The organism is Krasilnikoviella flava, from assembly GCF_900167525.1.
GTDB lineage: Bacteria > Actinomycetota > Actinomycetes > Actinomycetales > Cellulomonadaceae > Isoptericola > Isoptericola flavus.
In genome coordinates this window covers 87,339-104,773 of the sequence record NZ_FUZQ01000002.1, presented here as the reverse complement: position 1 = coordinate 104,773, position 17,435 = coordinate 87,339, and the positions used below count along the sequence as shown (strand labels likewise).

At 74.6% G+C, this 17,435-nt stretch carries 17 protein-coding genes; 3 read left to right on the top strand and 14 right to left on the bottom strand.

Going from position 1 to position 17,435, the window contains the following annotated elements; all coding sequences use genetic code 11:
- The first annotated feature begins 111 nt into the window (after window positions 1-111).
- Together B5Y66_RS05090 and B5Y66_RS05085 are read left to right on the top strand one after the other, a co-directional pair.
- Entirely contained in the window at window positions 112-564 is a 453-nt protein-coding gene (locus B5Y66_RS05090; protein ID WP_245806981.1) for a tRNA (cytidine(34)-2'-O)-methyltransferase, read from the top strand.
- A gap of 306 nt (window positions 565-870) precedes the next feature.
- Window positions 871-1,542: an AIM24 family protein gene (locus B5Y66_RS05085; protein WP_079572081.1), complete on the top strand. Its 672-nt coding sequence runs from the start codon at window positions 871-873 to the stop codon at window positions 1,540-1,542.
- Between the two features lie 37 nt (window positions 1,543-1,579).
- Here B5Y66_RS05085 and B5Y66_RS05080 read toward each other — a convergent pair whose 3' ends face one another.
- The 3 genes from B5Y66_RS05080 to B5Y66_RS05070 are packed head-to-tail and all read right to left on the bottom strand — an operon-like array spanning window position 1,580 to window position 2,919.
- The gene (locus tag B5Y66_RS05080) at window positions 1,580-1,966 is read right to left on the bottom strand and encodes a VOC family protein (RefSeq protein WP_079572078.1); all 387 of its coding nucleotides are present in this window, start codon (window positions 1,964-1,966) and stop codon (window positions 1,580-1,582) included.
- 32 nt (window positions 1,967-1,998) lie between these two features.
- On the bottom strand, window positions 1,999-2,190 hold the full coding sequence (locus B5Y66_RS05075) for a hypothetical protein (RefSeq protein ID WP_176168791.1): 192 nt from the start codon (window positions 2,188-2,190) through the stop codon (window positions 1,999-2,001).
- 9 nt (window positions 2,191-2,199) lie between these two features.
- Window positions 2,200-2,919 (bottom strand): ThuA domain-containing protein, encoded by a 720-nt coding sequence (locus B5Y66_RS05070; RefSeq protein ID WP_079572072.1) that lies wholly within the window; start codon window positions 2,917-2,919, stop codon window positions 2,200-2,202.
- A gap of 205 nt (window positions 2,920-3,124) precedes the next feature.
- On the opposite strand from B5Y66_RS05070, the gene B5Y66_RS05065 reads away from it, so the two are divergent.
- Entirely contained in the window at window positions 3,125-4,315 is a 1,191-nt protein-coding gene (locus tag B5Y66_RS05065; protein ID WP_079572069.1) for a glycoside hydrolase family 76 protein, read from the top strand.
- Window positions 4,316-4,335: 20 nt separating this feature from the next.
- Here the strand turns inward: B5Y66_RS05065 and B5Y66_RS05060 are convergent, their stop codons facing one another.
- From B5Y66_RS05060 to B5Y66_RS05010, 11 genes are read right to left on the bottom strand one after another with little or no spacing between them, the layout of a single operon-like run.
- Window positions 4,336-5,511, bottom strand: a complete 1,176-nt coding sequence (locus B5Y66_RS05060) for an acetyl-CoA C-acyltransferase (RefSeq protein ID WP_079572067.1) — start codon at window positions 5,509-5,511, stop codon at window positions 4,336-4,338.
- On the bottom strand, window positions 5,508-6,233 hold the full coding sequence (locus B5Y66_RS05055; protein ID WP_079572064.1) for a CoA transferase subunit B: 726 nt from the start codon (window positions 6,231-6,233) through the stop codon (window positions 5,508-5,510). The genes B5Y66_RS05060 and B5Y66_RS05055 overlap by 4 nt, the downstream gene beginning before the upstream one ends.
- Window positions 6,230-7,036, bottom strand: a complete 807-nt coding sequence (locus B5Y66_RS05050) for a CoA transferase subunit A (RefSeq protein ID WP_079572061.1) — start codon at window positions 7,034-7,036, stop codon at window positions 6,230-6,232. The genes B5Y66_RS05055 and B5Y66_RS05050 overlap by 4 nt, the downstream gene beginning before the upstream one ends.
- Window positions 7,033-7,971: an HpcH/HpaI aldolase/citrate lyase family protein gene (locus tag B5Y66_RS05045; protein WP_079572060.1), complete on the bottom strand. Its 939-nt coding sequence runs from the start codon at window positions 7,969-7,971 to the stop codon at window positions 7,033-7,035. The genes B5Y66_RS05050 and B5Y66_RS05045 overlap by 4 nt, the downstream gene beginning before the upstream one ends.
- Window positions 7,968-8,486, bottom strand: a complete 519-nt coding sequence (locus B5Y66_RS05040; protein ID WP_079572059.1) for a MaoC family dehydratase — start codon at window positions 8,484-8,486, stop codon at window positions 7,968-7,970. The genes B5Y66_RS05045 and B5Y66_RS05040 overlap by 4 nt, the downstream gene beginning before the upstream one ends.
- A gap of 21 nt (window positions 8,487-8,507) precedes the next feature.
- Window positions 8,508-9,695 (bottom strand): acyl-CoA dehydrogenase family protein, encoded by a 1,188-nt coding sequence (locus B5Y66_RS05035; RefSeq protein ID WP_079572057.1) that lies wholly within the window; start codon window positions 9,693-9,695, stop codon window positions 8,508-8,510.
- Window positions 9,692-11,914 carry an ATP-binding protein gene (locus B5Y66_RS05030; protein WP_079573199.1) on the bottom strand — a complete coding sequence of 741 codons (2,223 nt, stop codon included), beginning with the start codon at window positions 11,912-11,914 and terminating at the stop codon, window positions 9,692-9,694. The genes B5Y66_RS05035 and B5Y66_RS05030 overlap by 4 nt, the downstream gene beginning before the upstream one ends.
- A gap of 5 nt (window positions 11,915-11,919) precedes the next feature.
- Window positions 11,920-13,542 (bottom strand): carboxyl transferase domain-containing protein, encoded by a 1,623-nt coding sequence (locus B5Y66_RS05025; RefSeq protein WP_079572055.1) that lies wholly within the window; start codon window positions 13,540-13,542, stop codon window positions 11,920-11,922.
- Complete coding sequence (locus tag B5Y66_RS05020) at window positions 13,539-14,975, bottom strand: dihydrolipoamide acetyltransferase family protein (protein WP_079572052.1); 1,437 nt, start codon at window positions 14,973-14,975, stop codon at window positions 13,539-13,541. The genes B5Y66_RS05025 and B5Y66_RS05020 overlap by 4 nt, the downstream gene beginning before the upstream one ends.
- On the bottom strand, window positions 14,975-16,006 hold the full coding sequence (locus B5Y66_RS05015; protein WP_079572049.1) for an alpha-ketoacid dehydrogenase subunit beta: 1,032 nt from the start codon (window positions 16,004-16,006) through the stop codon (window positions 14,975-14,977). Before B5Y66_RS05015 ends, B5Y66_RS05020 begins: the two co-directional genes overlap by 1 nt.
- Window positions 16,003-17,325 (bottom strand): thiamine pyrophosphate-dependent dehydrogenase E1 component subunit alpha, encoded by a 1,323-nt coding sequence (locus tag B5Y66_RS05010; RefSeq protein WP_079572046.1) that lies wholly within the window; start codon window positions 17,323-17,325, stop codon window positions 16,003-16,005. Before B5Y66_RS05010 ends, B5Y66_RS05015 begins: the two co-directional genes overlap by 4 nt.
- Between the last annotated feature and the right edge of the window lie 110 nt (window positions 17,326-17,435).

Genomic DNA, 17,435 nt, shown 5'->3' with positions numbered 1-17,435 from the left:
GACGGCGGCGTGTCGTCCGGCCGGTGGGAGAATCGGCCCGTGCCCGACCAGCTCCCGCCCACGCCACCGGTCCCCCCTGAGCCTGTCGAGGGGTCCCCGTTCGCCCACGTCGTGTACTACGAGCCCCGGATCCCCGGGAACACGGGCTCGGCCATCCGGCTCGCCGCCGTCACCGGCGCGCGGCTGCACCTCGTGGAGCCGCTGGGCTTCGACCTGACGGAGGCGAAGCTCAAGCGCGCCGGGCTGGACTACCACGACCTGGCCGTCATGGACGTGCACCCGACGTTCGACGCCGCGCTCGATGCCCTGCCGGGTGCGCGCGTCTTCGCCTTCACCGCGCACGCCGACACCACCTACACCGACCTCGCGTACCGCCCCGGCGACGTGCTGCTCTTCGGCCCCGAGCCCACCGGCCTGCCCGACGAGGCGATGGACCACGCGCGCGTCACCGACCGCGTGAAGATCCCCATGCTGCCCGGGCGCCGGTCGCTCAACCTCACCAACGCCGCGTCGATCGTCGTGTACGAGGCGTGGCGGCAGGCGGGCTTCCCGGGCGCCTCCTGACGACGGGGTCCCGGCGGCTTGCGCGTCCCGGTGGCAGTCGGTGGCTCCCACTGGAAGCACGCGAGGCCGGGTCCCACCCACCGCCCGCTCGGACGACGAGGCCGTCACGCGCATCGCCGTCGCCCTCGGCTGCAGCGACGAGTCCGCCCGCCAGGTCGCTCTCACAGGTCTGCTGCGATATCGGTCCGCGGACCGGCTCGAGCAAGGGGTGTCCGAGCTGCGCCGGGAGCTCGGATACCCCTGACCGACCGGCTGTCATCCCTCCGGCGGATGCCCCGCCTCCCGCTGCACGGCAGGATGGCGACCATGCGCAGCAGCCTCTTCCACCACACCGAGCCGCAGGGCGAGCCCGGCAGCTTCCAGCTCGTCAACCCCCGGATGCTCAAGGTGGACCTCGCCGGCTCCGGCGGGTTCTTCTACGCCAAGCAGGGGTCGATGGTCGCCTACCAGGGCGACGTCGACTTCGCCTACGAGGGCGCCGGCGGCATGACCAAGCTGTTCAAGAAGGCGTTCACCGGCGAGGGCATGTCGCTGATGAAGGTCTCCGGCGGTGGCGACGTCTTCCTCGCCCAGGACGCCGACGAGGTGTTCGTGCTCTACCTGGAGAACGAGAGCGTCACGGTCTCCGGCAGCAACATCCTGGCGTTCGAGAGCACGCTCACCTGGGACATCAACCGCGTCCAGGGCGCGTCCGTGCTCAGCGGCGGGCTCTTCAACACGACGTTCACCGGCTCCGGCGCCCTCGCGGTCACCGCGTACGGCACCCCGGTGGTGCTCGAGGTCGACGAGCCCACGTTCGTCGACATGCAGAGCGTGGTGCTCTGGTCGACGTCGCTCACCAGCACCGTGCGCAAGACGGCGAAGCTCGGCGCCGCCATCGGCCGTGGCTCGGGCGAGGCGTACCAGCTGGGGCTCACCGGCCAGGGGATCGTCGTCGTGCAGGCCTCCGAGGGCCACCCGTTGCCGAACCAGAACTGACGCCGGGTCCGGGCGGCCCGAGGGCCGCCCGGACCGCTCAAGCGGGCGCGAGCACCTCGACCCGGTTGCCTGCGCCGTCGCGGGTGTGGAACCGCAGGTAGCCGCTGAACGTCTCACGCTCGGTGCGGTCGACGGCGAACCCGGTGGCCTCGAGCCGGTCCGCCGTGGCGTCGAGCGTGGCGGCGTCGTCGACCACCAGCGCCGGGTGCGCCTTGCGCGCCGGGGCGAAGGGGTCCTCCACGCCGACGTGGATCTCGGCGACGACCGCGCCGTCCTCGTCGTAGCCGCGGAACCAGCAGCCGCCCCGGCCCGCCAGCTCCGGCGGCTTGGCCACCTCGGTCAGCTTCAGGCCCGTGGCGTAGAACGCGCGGGCCGCGTCCTCCCCGCCCCGCGGGCAGGCCACCTGCACATGATGGAGTCGCACGTTTTCTCCCTCGTCGTCGAAGTATCTCGACGTCAAGATATCCGGTCGCGGGCCCGCTCCCGACGGCGGGGCTCCGCGGCGGCGCGGACCGACAGCCCGCCCCCGATGACGATCGGTGCCGTCACGGCCGCGCGGCCCAGGTCGGAGATTCCCGGGGCGAGCCACTCGACGACGTAGACCGACGCACCCGCCGCGACCACGAACAGCACCGCGATCACGAGCACCCGCACCCCTCAGCCCTCCAGCAGCCAGGTGGCCGCGCGGCGCAGCAGCTCGGCGTGCGACGGCGAGTCGTAGGCGCGCACGTCGTGCCCCAGCCCGCTGTACACGGTGCGACCGCCGTGGGCGTCGGCGACCCAGACGGCGGGGTGGCGCTCGCCCTCGTCGTCGGTCACCCAGCCCAGCACCTGCGACGACGGCGCCACGCGGAGGTGGCAGTAGCGCTCGTCGACGACGTCCACGGCGCCCAGGCCCTCGGTGATCGGGTGCGCGCCGACGGCCAGCGGCACGGAGGTCGGCCCGAGCGGCGGGTGCATCGAGGTGCCCGGCACCCACCGGCCACCCAGCACCTCCTCCCACGCGGGGTGGTCGCCGAAGGCGTTGGCCGCCTGGTGCACGGCGAGGATCCTCCCGCCCGCGCGGGCCCACGCGTCGAGGCGGGCGTGGAACGGCGCCCACGCCGCGTCGTCGGGGCCGATGCCGGCGTCCCGCAGGCCCGGCCACGGGCTGCCGGCGTTGACCACGAGCAGGTCGACGTCGTCGAGGTCGTCGAGGGAGTCGGGGAACGTGCTGCGCACGACGACCTCCGGGGCGTCGGCTCCGGCGTCCGGGCCGGCGAGCACCAGCGCCAGCCGGTGGGAGGTGGCCGCGTGGTCGTGCCAGGGGTCTTCGTGGCGGCCACGGCCGGCGAGGATCAGGATGCGGGGCGGTCGGGAGTCGCGCGTCGTCGTCACGACGCCCCATCCTGCCCGGCGACACCCGCCCGGAGCCACCGATCGGTCGGAACCGCTCACGGGGTGGCGACTCCTTCCGGCGATGCGCGGCGCGCCGCGCGCGTCGCTTGCATCCGAGCCCCCCTGTGGTTGGCTGTTCGGCGCACGGTCACTGTCGCCCGAGTCACTCGACGGCGCCCCGCCGTCAGGAAGCCAGAGGACAACGATGCCTGCTCGCTCCGCCCGCACCACCCCGTCCCGCCACCCCCGCCGCCGCAGTGTGCGCCGCGCGGCCGCGGCGCTCGTCGCCGCCACCCTCGCCGCCGCCGGTCTGGGCGCGACGACCGCGGCCGCCGCCGGCGGCGGCGGCGGCCACCCGCAACCCGGCGCCGAGGCGAAGGCCGCCCGCGCCGCGGCCGTGCTCATGGACGACTACGACCCCGAGAAGGCCTGGTGGCCGTCGAGCTGGTGGAACTCCGCCGTCGCGACGGAGACCGTGATCGAGTACATGCAGCGCACCGGGGACACCGGCTACCTGCCGCAGGTGGACCGCACGTTCGAGCGCAACAAGGCCCCCTTCCCCGCGGGCGAGATGTCCAGCGACGAGATCTGGGGCAACTTCACCAGTCGCGCGATCGACGACGCCGGGTGGTGGGGCCTGGCGTGGGTGCAGGCCTACGACCTCACCGGCGACCAGAAGTACCTCGACATGGCCGAGACGATCGGCGAGTTCATGCACGGGTACTGGGACACCTCCACCTGTGGTGGAGGCATCTGGTGGAACCACGAGCGCACCTACAAGAACGCCGTCACCAACGGCCTGTGGGTACGGCTGACGGCCGAGCTGCACAATCGGATCGACGGCGACACGCAGTGGCTGGACCGCGCCCGGACCGGCTGGGACTGGATGCAGGGCAGCGGCATGATCGACGCCGACGGCCTGGTCCGCGACGGCCTGACCGACGACTGCCGGTCCAACGGCGACACCGTCTGGAGCTACAACCAGGGCCTCGCGATCGGTGGCGGCATCGAGCTCTACCGGGCCACCGGCGACGCCGAGGTGCTCGCCACCGCGCGCGAGCTCGCCGACGCCGGGACCACGGCGCCCGAGCTGGTCTCCGACGGGATCCTCACCGAGAAGTGCGACGTCGCCGGCGACTGCGACGACAACGCCAAGCAGTTCAAGGGGATCTTCGTGCGGTACCTGGACGACCTCGACGACAGTCTGGACGACCACCCGTACCGCAAGTTCGTCGACCGGCAGGCGTCGTCCGTCTGGGCGCACGACCGGGACGGCGACGACCGCCTCGGTCTGCGCTGGGCCGGTGGCAGCGGCACGGAGAAGGCCAACGTGTTCGACTGGCGCACCCAGGCCAGCGCGCTGAGCGCGCTGCTGGCGAACATGCCCGCGGAGTAGCCCGCCCGAAGGCGAAGCCGTCATACCTCCAGCAGCACCGCCGACCCCTGGCCGCCACCACCGCACAGCGCCGCCGCGCCGACCGACCCGGGGCCGAGCAGCTGCAGCCGGCGGGCGAGGTGACCCACCACCCGGGCCCCGGACGCCCCGATCGGGTGGCCCAGCGCGATGGCGCCGCCGTGGGCGTTCACCAGCTCCGGGTCGAGCCCCAGCATGTCCACCGACGCGAGCACGACGGCGGCGAACGCCTCGTTGATCTCGACGGCGCCGAGGTCGCGCGGCGCGACGCCGGCCCGCTCGCAGGCGGTCGCGATCGCGTTCGCGGGCTGGGCGTGCAGCCCGACGTCGGGCCCGGCGACGAGCGCGTGCCCGCGCACCCGGACGCCGGTCAGTCCGCGGGCCTCCGCGACGTCGTCCGCCACGAGCACCAGCGCCGCGGCTCCGTCGGAGATCTGCGACGCGTTGCCCGCCGTGATGGTGCCGTCCTCGCGGAACGCCGGACGCAGCCGGCCGAGGCCGTCCAGCGTGGAGTCGGGTCGCACGCCGTCGTCGGCATCCACGCGCACCGTGCCGCGCCGGCCCGGCACGTCGTAGGGCGCGATCTCCTCGGCCAGCAGGTCGGCGGCCTTGGCCGCGCGCGTGTGCGACGCGACGGCGAGCGCGTCCTGCGCCTCGCGGGTGTTCCAGGCCGCGGCCGCCATCGCCTCGCCGTGCCGCTCGGTGCTCAGCCCCATCGAGTCGTGCTCGAACGCGTCGGTGAGGCCGTCGTGCGCCATCGTGTCGATCAGCTCGACCGACCCGAACCTCTGCCCGGCGCGCGAGCCGACCCAGGCGTGCGGGGCGAGCGTCATCGACTCCATCCCGACCACGGCGACGACCCGGGCCTCCCCGCCCGCGATCAGCCGGTGGGCCTGCACCACGGCCTCCGCCCCCGACAGGCAGACGGCGTTGAGCGTCACGGCCGGCACCGTCATCGGCACGCCCGCGCCGACCCCGGCCTGCCGTGCCGGGTTCTGCCCGGCGCCGCCCTGCAGCACCTGCCCGCCGACGACGACGTCCACCTCGCCCGGCTCGACGCCCGCCGCGGCGAGCGCACCTGCCAGCGCGTGCGCGCCCAGCGCCGTCGCCGGGACGGTCGCGAACGCCCCGTTCGAGCGCACGAACGGCGTCCGCCGGTATCCCGCGATCACGGTCATGACTGCTCCTCCTGATCGTCCGTCGAGCCTGTCGGAACCCGGGTCTCGACAGGCTCGACCTGCGGGACGGGCTCCTCCAGCTCCACGAGCAGCTCCGCCTCGGTCGCCTCGCGCACCTCGTCGACCGTGACGCCCGGCGCGAGTCGGCGCAGCACGAACGCCGCCTCGAGCCCGTGGTCGGTCACGTCCAGCACCGCCCGGTCGGTGACGATCCGGTCGACGACGCCCTCGCCGGTGAGCGGCAGCGTGCAGCGGCGGCGCAGCTTGGGCGACCCGTCGCGGGCCACGTGCTCCATGAGCGCCACGATGCGTCGAGCGCCGACCACCAGGTCCATGGCGCCGCCCATGCCCTTGACGAGCTTGCCGGGCACGGTCCAGCTCGCCAGGTCGCCGGTGGCCGACACCTGCAGCGCGCCGAGGATCGCGATGTCGATGTGCCCGCCGCGGATCATCGCGAACGACGCCGCCGCGTCGAAGTAGCTCGCGCCCGGCATCGCGGTGACCGTCTGCTTGCCCGCATTGATGAGGTCGGCGTCCTCCTGCCCCTCCAGCGGGAACGGGCCGATGCCGAGCAGTCCGTTCTCGCTCTGCAGGGTGATGCCGACGCCCGGCGGCAGGTGGTTGGCCACCAGCGTCGGGATGCCGATGCCGAGGTTGACGTAGTCGCCGTCGCGCAGCTCGGCGGCCGCCACGGCGGCCATCTCGTCACGTGTCCAGGTCATGCCGCACCTCCCTGGTCCCGACCGTCGGTCGAGCCTGTCGAGACCCGGGCCTCGACGGGCTCGACCGGCGGAGTGGTCTCGACAGGCTCGACCAGCGGGTCGGGGCGCACCGTGCGCTGCTCGATGTCCTTCACCCGCTCGCGCGCCAGCACGAGGCGGTGGGTGTAGATGCCGGGCGTCACGACGACGTCCGGGTCGATCGGCTCGTCGGTGATCTCCTCCGCCTCGACGACCGTCACGCGGCCCGCCATGGCGACGACGGGGTTGAAGTTGCGCGCCGTGTACCGGTAGACGAGGTTGCCGAACCGGTCCGCGCGCCGCGCGTGCACCAGCGACAGGTCGGCCACGACGGCCCGCTCCAGCACGTACCGGCGGCCGTCGATCTCGTCGACCGGCTTGCCCTCGGCCACGGGCGTCCCGACGCCCGTGGGCGTGTAGAACGCGGGGATGCCCGCGCCGCCCGCCCGCAGCCGCTCGGCGAGCGTGCCCTGCGGCACGAACTCGACCTCGAGAGCGCCGTCCAGGTACTGCTGCGCGAACAGCTTGTTCTCCCCCACGTACGAGGCGAGCACGCGCCGCACCTGGTCGTTCTCCAGCAGGATGCCGAGGCCCTTGCCGTCCACGCCCATGTTGTTGGACACGACCGTCAGGTCCCGCACCCCCGAGTCGCGCACCGCCTCGATGAGGTCGGTCGGGTTGCCGCTCAGGCCGAACCCGCCGACCGCGATCGTCATGCCGTCGCGCAGCAGGCCGTCCAGCGCGGCCACGGCGCTGGGCTGCCGCCGGTCCGTGGTCCTGGTCATCGTCGTCCCCCGTTCTCCTCGACCGTACGTCCGGCGGCGGGGCCGCCGGGAGTCCCTTCGACGCCTGGTTCGCCCGCCCGCCGCAGCACCGCCTCGGCGTGCCGCAGCAGGGGGGCGTCGACCATCTGCCCGCCCACGGTGAGGACCCCGGAGTCGGCCGAGGCCCCGGGAGGCAGGTCGGCGAGCGCCGCCGCCCGCCCGGACGCCGCGGCCAGCACCTCGCGCGCCCGCTCCACCTGCGCCTCGGACGGCGCGAACGCGGCGCGCACCACGGCCACGTGGCTCGGGTGCACGCACATCGAGGCGACGAACCCGCTGGCCGCGGCGTCCCGCGCCTCGTCCCGCAGGCCTTCGAGGTCGTCGAGCTCCAGGTGGACGGCGTCGATCGCCGCCTTGCCCGCGGCGCCCGCCGCGAGCAGCACCGCCGACCGGGCGTGCCGCGCGACGTCGCGGTACCTCCCGTCGTCGGCCCGGCTGGACGTGCCGTGCAGGGAGGCCACCAGGTCCTCCGCACCCCAGGCGAGCGCGACGACGTCGGGCCGGGCGGCCAGCGCGGGCGCGGCGAGCACCCCCGCGGCCGTCTCGCACAGCGCGACGACGGCGTACGGGCCCCCGTCGGGCGCCAGCAGCGGGCCCACGAACCGGCCGTCCGCCTTGGGCAGCATCACCGTGCGGTACGGCGTGCGGGCGAGGGCGGCGAGGTCGGCGTCGTGCTCCGGGGTGCCGACCGCGTTGACCCGCACGACGACGCGCTCCGCATCGAGCACCGTGTCGACGAGCGCGGCGCGGGCCGCCGCCTTGCGACCGGGCGCGACGGCGTCCTCCAGGTCCAGGATCGCCGCGTCCGCGCGGTCCAGGGCCTTGGCGAACCGGTCGGGCCGGTCGGCCGGGCAGAACAGCAGCGCCGGCCCGAGGGTGAAGGGGGCGGGGTTCACAGCACTCCCCCGCCGTGGGAGCTCTCGCGCTGGTGCTCGTGCTCCTCGTGGCCCTCGCGCGTCCACATCAGCATCGTCCGCACCGCCCGGGCCACGACGTCACCGTCCTGGTTGCGCCCCACGTGCTCTGCCGTCACGACGCCCGTGCCGGGGCGCGAGCGCGACAACCGCCGGTCGACGACGGTCGTCTCCCCGTACAGCGTGTCGCCGTGGAACATCGGGTGCGGGAAAGCCACCTCGGTGAAGCCGAGGTTCGCCACGAGCGTGCCGCGCGTCAGGTGCGCCACCGACAGGCCCACGAGGGTGGCCAGCGTGAGCATCGAGTTCACCAGGGGCTTCCCGAACGGCTGGGTCGCCGCCCACGCCGCGTCCAGGTGCAGCCCCTGGGGGTTCATCGTGACGGACGTGAAGAGCACGTCGTCCGCCTCCGTCATCGTGCGGCCCGGCCGGTGCACGTACCGCACGTCCGGCTCCAGCTCGTCGTAGTACAGGCCGCGCTGCACCTCGTCACGCATCGCGCTCTCCCCTCCTCGTGCTCACGACGCCAGCCCCAGGTCGCGGGCGAGGATCATGAGCTGCACCTCCGTGGTGCCCTCGCCGACCTCGAGGATCTTGGAGTCCCGATAGTGCCGGGCCACCGCGTTCTCGTTGAGGAAGCCGTAGCCGCCGAAGATCTGCGACGCGTCACGGGCGTTCGCCATCGCCGCCTCCCCGCCCACGAGCTTCGCCACCGACGCCTCCGCCTTGAACGGCTTGCCGTGCACCTGCTTGAGCGCGGCGTCGAGCCAGCACAGCCGCGCCGAGTGCACGCGCGCCTGCATGCGGGCCAGCGTGAACGCGATGTGCTGGTTGCTGCCGATGGCGTGCCCGAAGACATGCCGCTCCTTGGCGTAGCGCAGCGCCTCCTCGAGGCAGCCCTGCGCCGCGCCCGTGGCGAGCGCGGCGAACGCGATGCGCCCCTCGTCCAGCGCGCGCAGGAAGTTCGCGTAGCCGCGGCCCCGTTCGCCGAGCAGGTTGCCGGCGGGGACGCGGACGCCGCGCAGCGACAGCGGGTGCGTGTCGGAGGTGTGCCAGCCGACCTTGTCGTAGCTGGGCTCCACCGTGAGCCCCGGCGTGCCCGCCGGCACGAGGAACGACGACAGCTCGGGCTGCTCCGTACCGTCCTCGGCGCGACGGCGCCCGGTCACGGCAGTGACCGTGATGACGCTGGTGATCGGCGTGCCCGAGTTGGTGATGAACTGCTTCGAGCCGTCGATCACCCACTCGTCCGCGGCGTCGTCGCGCCGCGCGCTGGTGCGCGTGGCCCCGGCGTCGGACCCGGCGGCCGCCTCCGTGAGCCCGAACGCGGCGAGCGCGCGCCCGGCCATGAGGTCGGGCAGCCAGCGCTGCTTCTGCGCGTCCGTGCCGTGCCGGAAGATCGGCATGATGCCGAGCCCGACCCCCGCCTCGAGCGTCACCGCGATCGACTGGTCCACGCGGGCGAGCGCCTCGACCGCGAGGCACAGCGACACGTAGTCCTTGCCCTGCCCGCCCACGTCCACCGGGAACGGCAGGCCGAACAGCCCGAGCTCGCCCATCTGGCCGATGATCTCGAGGGGAAGGCGGCGCTCGGTGTCGTACTTGTACGCGGCGGGCGCCACCACCTGGTCGGCGAACTCGCGCACCACGGCGCTGAGCTTGCGCTGCTCGTCGGTGAGCACGGTGGACTGGGTCTCGCTGATCATGACGCTCCTCGGGTGGCGGGGTCGGCCTGAGTGGGTGCTGCCGCCACGGCGGGGTCTGCCGGGGCGGGAGCAGGGTTCGCGGGCGCGCCGTCGGGGTCGACGACGGCGACGACCTGGTCGAGGCGCACCTGGTCGCCGGCCCGCACGTCGAGGCGGACGACGCCGCCGACGGGTGCGAGCAGCGGGTGCTCCATCTTCATCGCCTCGACGACGACGACGGGCTGGCCCGCCGCGACGACGTCACCGTCCGCGACGGGCACGGCGGACACGGTGCCGGGCATCGCGACGCGCACCGGCGCACGGGTCGCTCCGCCCGCCGCGCCGTCGCCGGTGAGCGCGCGGGCGGCGCGACGGTGAGCGGCCAGCGCCGCCCGGTCGAGCACCGTGAACGACGTCGTCCGCCCGTCCACGTGCACCCACACCACCGCGGGCGACGATGTGAGCGGGGCTTCGGCCCCGTCCGTCGGCGTGTCGTGGGCCAGTCGTCCGCTCACAGCACCGACCAGGCTTCTGGTGGTGCCGTCGACGGTGAGCAGGTAGCGGTCGTCGCCGAGCGGGCGCGCGGACGCGCGGACCGGCTCGCCGTCGTCGACCGTGACGACGGCGTCGTCGGGCGTCCCGGTGACCGCGACCCTGTGCTCGGCGCCCGTCACGTGGGCGAGCACCGCGCGACGCGGCGCGGCGGGCGCGTTGAGGCGGAAACCGTCGGCGGCGGCCCAGGGTCCGGACGCCCCGGCGGTGCCGCTGACGAGGGCGAGCACCGCCGCCGCCACGGCCACCTGGGTCTCGACAGGCTCGACCGCCGGAGCAGGCTCCTCCAGGGACCGGGCGACGAAGCGGTCGATGAGGCTCGTGTCGAGGCGGCCGGCGCGGACGTCGTCGTCGGCCAGCAGGTCGCGCAGGAACCCGGCGTTGGTCTCGACGCCGAGCACGACGACGTCGGCCAGCAGCCCGTCGAGCCGGTCGATCGCCTCGGCCCGGGTCGGCGCCCAGGCGACGGCCTTGGCCAGCATCGGGTCGTAGTCGCCGGTCACCTCCGCACCGGGCAGCAGCCCGCTGTCGAGCCGCAGGGGCGTGGCGGCGGGCCCGGCCCCCGCGCCGGCGTCGTCGTACGCGAGCACGCGGCCCGCCGCGGGCAGGAAGCCGCGCGCGGGGGACTCCGCGTACAGGCGGGCCTCGACGGCGTGCCCGGTGAGCCGCACGTCCTCCTGCCGGACCGCGAGCGGCTCCCCCGCCGCCACGCGCAGCTGCTGCTCCACGAGGTCGAGGCCGGTGACCATCTCGGTCACGGGGTGCTCCACCTGGAGGCGGGTGTTCATCTCGATGAACCAGAACGTGCCGGGGTCGTCGCCGGGCGCGAGGAACTCCACCGTGCCCGCGCCGACGTACCCGACCGACCGCGCCACGGCGCAGGCCGCCTCGCCGAGGCGTGCCCGGGTCGCGGCGTCGACGACCGGCGACGGCGCCTCCTCGACCACCTTCTGGTGGCGGCGCTGCAGCGTGCACTCGCGCTCCCCCAGGTGCACGACGCCGGCGTGCGCGTCGGCGAGCACCTGGACCTCGATGTGCCGCGGCCGCTCCACGAGCCGCTCGAGCAGCAGCCCGTCGTCGCCGAACGACGACGCGGCGACGCGGCGGGCGGAGGCCAGCGCCGCGGGCAGCTCGTGCGCCGCCGGCACCACGACCATCCCCTTGCCGCCGCCGCCCGCGACGGGCTTGACCAGCAGCGGGAAGCCGACCTCGTGCGCCGCCGCGACCAGGGCCGCGTCGTCGAGCCCGTCCTCGTGGGTGCCGGGCAGCACGGGCACGTCGTGGGACGCGACCAGCCGCTTGGCGGCCGCCTTGTCCGCCATCGTCTCCAGCGCGGCCACGGACGGGCCGACGAAGACGATCCCGGCGCGCTCGCACGCCCGCGCCAGGGCCGGGTTCTCGGACAGGAAGCCGTAACCGGGGTGGATCGCGTCCGCACCGGTCGCGACGGCCGCGGCGACCACGGCGTCGACGTCGAGGTAGCCCCCGAGTCGAGGCAGGCCCGGTGCCGCGGGCGCCGGGCCGAGCCGGACGGCGACGTCGGCCTCTTGCACGTGGCGGGCGCCGTCGTCGGCGTCGGAGTACACGGCGACGGACCGGATGCCCAGCCGGCGCAGCGTGCCGATCACGCGGCACGCGATCTCGCCGCGGTTGGCGACGAGCACGGTGGTGAAGGGTCGGGTGCTCACGCCGCTCACATCCGGAAGAGCCCGAAGCGGGGCTCGGTCGGGTCGGCACCGGGCAGCGGCGTGCGGGCGCACACGCCGAGCGCCAGGCCGAGCACGCGGCGGGTGTCGGGCGGGTCGACGATGCCGTCGTCCCACAGTCGCGACGTGGCGTGGTACGGGTCGCCGGCGACCTCGTAGCCGTCACGGATCTCAGCGCGGAACGACGCCTCCTCGCCCGCGTCCCACTCCTCGCCGCGGCGCGCGAGCTGGTCGCGCTTCACGGTGGCGAGCACCGACGACGCCTGCGCGCCGCCCATCACGGAGATCCGCGACCCGGGCCACGACCACAGGAACCGCGGCGAGTAGGCCCGCCCGCACATGGCGTAGTTGCCCGCGCCGAAGGACCCGCCGACGATGACCGTCAGCTTGGGCACCCGGGTGGTCGCGACGGCCGTGACCATCTTGGCGCCGTCCTTGGCGATGCCCCCTGCCTCGGCGTCGCGCCCCACCATGAAGCCGGAGATGTTCTGCAGGAACAGCAGCGGGATGCCGCGCTGGTCGCACAGCTCGACGAAGTGGGCGCCCTTGAGCGCCGACTCGCGGAACAGCACGCCCGCGTTGGCCAGCACACCGACGGGGTGGCCGTGGATGCGCGCGAACCCCGTGACCAGGGTGGTGCCGTACTCGGGCTTGAACTCGTGCAGCTCGCTGCCGTCGACGATCCGGGCGATCACCTCGCGCGGGTCGTAGGGCTGCTGCACGTCCACGGGCACGGCGGCGTACAGGCCCTGCGGGTCGACGACGGGCTCGCGGGACGGCACGACGTCCCACGCCGGCTCGGGGTCCGGCGGCAGCGTGCTCACGATGTCGCGCACGAGGTCGAGCGCGTGCTCGTCGTCCTCGGCGAGATGGTCGACGACGCCCGACCGCTGGGCGTGCAGCTCGCCGCCGCCCAGCTCCTCGGCCGTGACCTCCTCGCCGATGGCGGCCTTCACCAGCGGCGGGCCGCCGAGGAAGATCGTGCCCTGGCCCCGCACGATGACGGTCTCGTCGCTCATCGCGGGCACGTAGGCGCCGCCCGCCGTGCAGGAACCCAGCACCGCCGAGACCTGCGGGACGCGCGCCGCCGACAGCCTCGCCTGGAGGTAGAAGATCCGGCCGAAGTGGTCGCGGTCGGGGAACACCTCGTCCTGCCGCGGCAGGAACGCACCGCCCGAGTCCACGAGGTACACGCAGGGCAGCCGGTTCTCCAGCGCGATCTCCTGCGCCCGCAGGTGCTTCTTCACGGTGAGCGGGTGGTAGGTGCCGCCCTTGACGGTCGGGTCGTTGCAGACCACCATCACCTGCCGCCCGCTCACCAGACCGATGCCGGCGATGACGCCCGCGCCGGGCCACGCGCCGTCGTCCAGCCCGTAGGCGGCGAGCGGGGCGACCTCGAGAAACGGGCTGCCCTCGTCGAGCAGCCGGGCCACGCGCTCGCGCGGCGGCAGCTTGCCGCGCGACGTGTGCTGGTCGCGGGCGCGCTGCGTGCCGCCCTCGGCGGCGGCGGCGGTGCGCTCGCGGAGGCGGTCCGCGAGCGCCCGCTGCGCCTCGTCGTTGGCGCGGGTGGCGTCGGCGCGGGGGTCGACGGCCGAGTCGAGGACGGTCATGCGCCCTCCACCCCGCCGGTCGAGCTTGTCGACACCCGGGCCCCCGTGGCCTCGACAGGCTCGACAGGCTCGACCGACGGCAGCAGGAGGGCGAGCGCCGGGTCGGCGAGCACCGCCCCCAGCTCGGCGAGGAAGCGGGCGCCCTGCTCGCCGTCGACGACGCGGTGGTCGAACGTGAGGCTGAGCGTCGTCACCTGGCGCAGCGCCACCTCGCCGTCGTGCTCCCACGGGCGGCGGGCGACCTGGCCGAGGCCGAGGATGGCGGGCTCGCCCGGGTTGAGGATCGGCGTGCCGGCGTCCACGCCGAAGATACCGACGTTGGTGATCGTCAGCGTCCCGTTCCTGAGCCGTTCGGGGGTGGTGCGGCCGGCCCGCGCCGTGGTCGTGAGGTCCGTCAGCGCGGCGGCGAGCCCGGTCAACGACAGCGTGTCCGCGGCGGGGACGTGGGGCACGACCAGGCCGCGGTCGGTCGCGACCGCGATGCCGAGGTTCACGTGCGCCGGGCGCACGATCTCCGCCTCGCCGTCCGCCAGGTCCACCCAGCGGCTCGTGAGCGCCGGGTGCTTCGGGAGCAGGGCGAGGAGGGCTCGTGCCGTCAGTGCGAGCACCGTGATCCGCTGCCCGCCCGCCATCGGGTGCGTCTTGAGCCGCGCCAGCAGCCCCATGCTCGCCGTGACGTCCACCGTGAGGAACACCGATGCCTGCGGCGCCGCCGCGCTCGCGACCATCGCCGCCGCCGTGCGCCTGCGCACGCCGCGCACGGGGGTGCGTTCCTCGCCGCTGGTCGCGCTCGTCGCGGGGGCCGGTGTCGTCGGGCTCGTCGTCGCGCCCGACGACGCCGCCTCGACGTCGTCGCGCGTGATGCGGCCGTGCGGACCGGAGCCGGTGATCGTGGCGAGGTCGATCCCGCGCTGCCGTGCCATCGCCCGCACGACCGGTGTCGAGCGCGGCCGGTCGCTCGCCTCCCCGTCGGTCGGGGCCGTCGAGACCCTGGTCTCGACGGGCTCGACCGACGGGACGGGGGCCGCCCGACGGCGTCGCCGCGCCGGTCTCCCCGTGCGCGCGGGCCGCGCGCCGTACCCCACGAGGTTCGGCTCCGGCCCGTCCTCGCTGGTGGAGCCTGCGCCGTCCTGAGCCTGTCGAAGGGTCGGAACCCGGTCCGTGGTCTCGACAGGCTCGACCGGCGTCCCGTCGGACAGGTCGAAGGTGACCAGCGGCTCGCCGACCTCGACGGTCTGTCCCTCCTCGGCGTGCAGCACCCGCACGATGCCTGCGCACGGCGACGGCAGCTCGACCAGCGCCTTGGCGGTCTCCACCTCGGCGATCACCTGGTTGAGCTCGACGGCGTCGCCCACCGCCACGCGCCACTCGACGACCTCGGACTCGGTCAGCCCCTCGCCGAGGTCGGGCAGCTTGAACTCGCGCGTCGCCATCACGCTCCCACCTCCGCGCCCGCCGGGGCGGACGACGCCGGGGACCGCCCCAGCACCCGGTCCACGCCGACGAGGACGCGGTCCAGGTCGGGCACCTGGTTGCCCTCCAGCTTCGCGGGCGGGTACGGGATGTCGTACCCGGTGACGCGCACGGGCGGCGCCTCGAGGAAGTCGAAGCACCGCTCGGTGACCGACGTCGCGATCTCGGCGCCGACGCCGGCCTGCCGCGGGCCCTCGTGCAGCACGACGAGCCGCCCGGTGCGCCGCACGGACGCGGCGATCGTGTCGTGGTCGATCGGGGACAGCGAGCGCAGGTCGATCACCTCGATCGAGACCCCCTCGTCGGACGCCGCGGTCGCGGCGTCGAGCGCCGTCGCCACGTGCGAGCCGAAGGTCACGAGCGTGACGTCGTCCCCCGGACTGACCACTCGCGCGGTGCCCATCGGCGGCGCGTCGTCGAGCGGCAGGCCCGGGTCCACCTCGCCCTTGACGTGGTACAGGCGCTTGGGCTCGAAGAACACGACCGGGTCGTCGCAGGCGATCGCCTGGCGCAGCACGGTCGACGCGTCCTGCGGGTTCGACACCGACACCACGCGCAGCCCGGCGGTGTGCACGAAGTACGCCTCCGGCGACTCGGAGTGGTGCTCGGCCGCGCCGATGCCGCCGGCCACGGGGATGCGGATCGTCACGGGCAGCTTCACCGCGCCCCTCGTTCGGGCGTGCATCTTGGCGAGCTGGCTGACGATCTGGTCGAACGCGACGTAGACGAAGCCGTCGAACTGGATCTCCACCACCGGCCGGTAGCCGCGGTAGGCGAGCCCGACGGCGGTGCCGAGGATGCCGGACTCCGCCAGCGGCGTGTCCACCACCCGGCGCGGGCCGAACTCCGCCTGCAGCCCGTCGGTCACGCGGTACACGCCGCCGAGGCGGCCGATGTCCTCGCCGAGCACCATGACGGTCGGGTCGTCGGTCATGGCCCGGCGCAGCCCGGCGCCGAGCGCCTTGGCGAGGGTGAGCGTCTGGGTGGTCATCGGTCGGCCCCCTCGCCGCTCGTCGTCGTGTCGGTCGTCGTGGTGCCGGTCGTCGTGGTGCCCGTGTCGGCGAAACCCGCCAGGTACGCCGCGTGCTCCGCGCGCTCGGCGGCCACCGTGGGGTGGGGCTCGGCGTACACGTGGTCGAAGACGCTCAGCGGCGGCGGGTCCTCGATGGCGACGACGCCGGCCCGCAGCTCGGCGGCGACCGCGTCGGCCGCCGCGCGCACGCGCACCTCGTCGTCGCCGGTGAGCAGGCCGCCCGCCCGCAGGTACGCCGCGAGCCGCGCGATCGGGTCGCGCTCGGCCCAGACGTCCAGCTCGGACGCGTCGCGGTAGCGGGTGGGGTCGTCGGCCGTGGTGTGCGGGCCCATGCGGTAGGTCACGGCCTCGACGAAGGTGGGGCCTCCGCCGGTCCGCGCGCGGTGCAGCGCCTCGCGCGTCACGGCCAGGACGGCGAGCACGTCGTTGCCGTCCACGCGTACGCCCGGCACGCCGAAGCCCCACGCGCGCCGCACGAGCGGCACGGCCGACTGCAGCGCCACCGGCTCGGAGATCGCCCACTGGTTGTTCTGGCAGAACAGCACCAGCGGCACCTGCCACGTGGCGGCGAAGACGAACGCCTCGTTGACGTCGCCCTGGCTCATCGCGCCGTCGCCGACGTACGCGACCACGGCGGCCGTCCCGCCCTCGCCCGGCGCGACGACACCGCGCTCGACGTCGGCCTGGATCCCCAGCGCGTAGCCCACGCCGTGCAACGCCTGCGCGCCGATGATGACCTGCGGGGTCGCCATGCCCACCGCGTACGGGTCCCAGCCCGACGCGGTGACGCCGCGCCACACGCGCAGCAGGTCCACCGACGCGACGCCGCGCCGGCGGGCGACCGCGTGCTCGCGATAGCTGGAGAACACGAAGTCGTCGTCGCGCAGCGCCGCGGCCGAACCCACCTGGGCCGCCTCCTGCCCCTGCAGCGGCGGCCACAGCGCGAGCTCGCCCTGCCGTTGCAGCGCCGTCGCCTCGGCGTCGATCCGCCGGGCCACGACCATGTCCTCGTACAGCGCCAGCAGCGCCCCCCGGGCGTCGTCCGTGCCCGCGTCCACGTCCGTCAGCCAGCGGTCGAGCCCCGGGTCCGGGTGCCGCACGCCCTTCTCGTCGAGCAGCCGGACAGGGACGTCGCCCGGCGGTGCCGTGCCCGCCGTCGTGCCGCCGTTCGTGCTGCCTGCCGTCGTTCCGTCCGTCGTACCGGACGCCGTCTCCGCCCTCGCTCCACCCGCTCGTGACAGGTCGTCGCGGGACGTCGAACCCATGGTGCTGGGCATCGTCGCCTCACCTCGTGTGTCGCCGGACGCTCCTCGTCGAGCGCCGGATACCGCGAACGTAACGCCGCTCACAGATGTGCGACCAGCACCCCGCCACACGTTGAGCAGAG

Coding starts and splice junctions, on each gene's coding strand:
- B5Y66_RS05085 (WP_079572081.1), top strand. CDS start 871: ATGCGCAGCAGCCTCTTCCACCACACCGAGCCGCAGGGCGAGCCCGGC.
- B5Y66_RS05065 (WP_079572069.1), top strand. CDS start 3,125: ATGCCTGCTCGCTCCGCCCGCACCACCCCGTCCCGCCACCCCCGCCGC.
- B5Y66_RS05020 (WP_079572052.1), bottom strand. CDS start 14,975: ATGGCGACGCGCGAGTTCAAGCTGCCCGACCTCGGCGAGGGGCTGACC.
- B5Y66_RS05055 (WP_079572064.1), bottom strand. CDS start 6,233: ATGACCTGGACACGTGACGAGATGGCCGCCGTGGCGGCCGCCGAGCTG.
- B5Y66_RS05035 (WP_079572057.1), bottom strand. CDS start 9,695: ATGATCAGCGAGACCCAGTCCACCGTGCTCACCGACGAGCAGCGCAAG.
- B5Y66_RS05050 (WP_079572061.1), bottom strand. CDS start 7,036: ATGACCAGGACCACGGACCGGCGGCAGCCCAGCGCCGTGGCCGCGCTG.
- B5Y66_RS05025 (WP_079572055.1), bottom strand. CDS start 13,542: ATGACCGTCCTCGACTCGGCCGTCGACCCCCGCGCCGACGCCACCCGC.
- B5Y66_RS05015 (WP_079572049.1), bottom strand. CDS start 16,006: ATGACCACCCAGACGCTCACCCTCGCCAAGGCGCTCGGCGCCGGGCTG.
- B5Y66_RS05060 (WP_079572067.1), bottom strand. CDS start 5,511: ATGACCGTGATCGCGGGATACCGGCGGACGCCGTTCGTGCGCTCGAAC.
- B5Y66_RS05010 (WP_079572046.1), bottom strand. CDS start 17,325: ATGCCCAGCACCATGGGTTCGACGTCCCGCGACGACCTGTCACGAGCG.
- B5Y66_RS05040 (WP_079572059.1), bottom strand. CDS start 8,486: ATGCGTGACGAGGTGCAGCGCGGCCTGTACTACGACGAGCTGGAGCCG.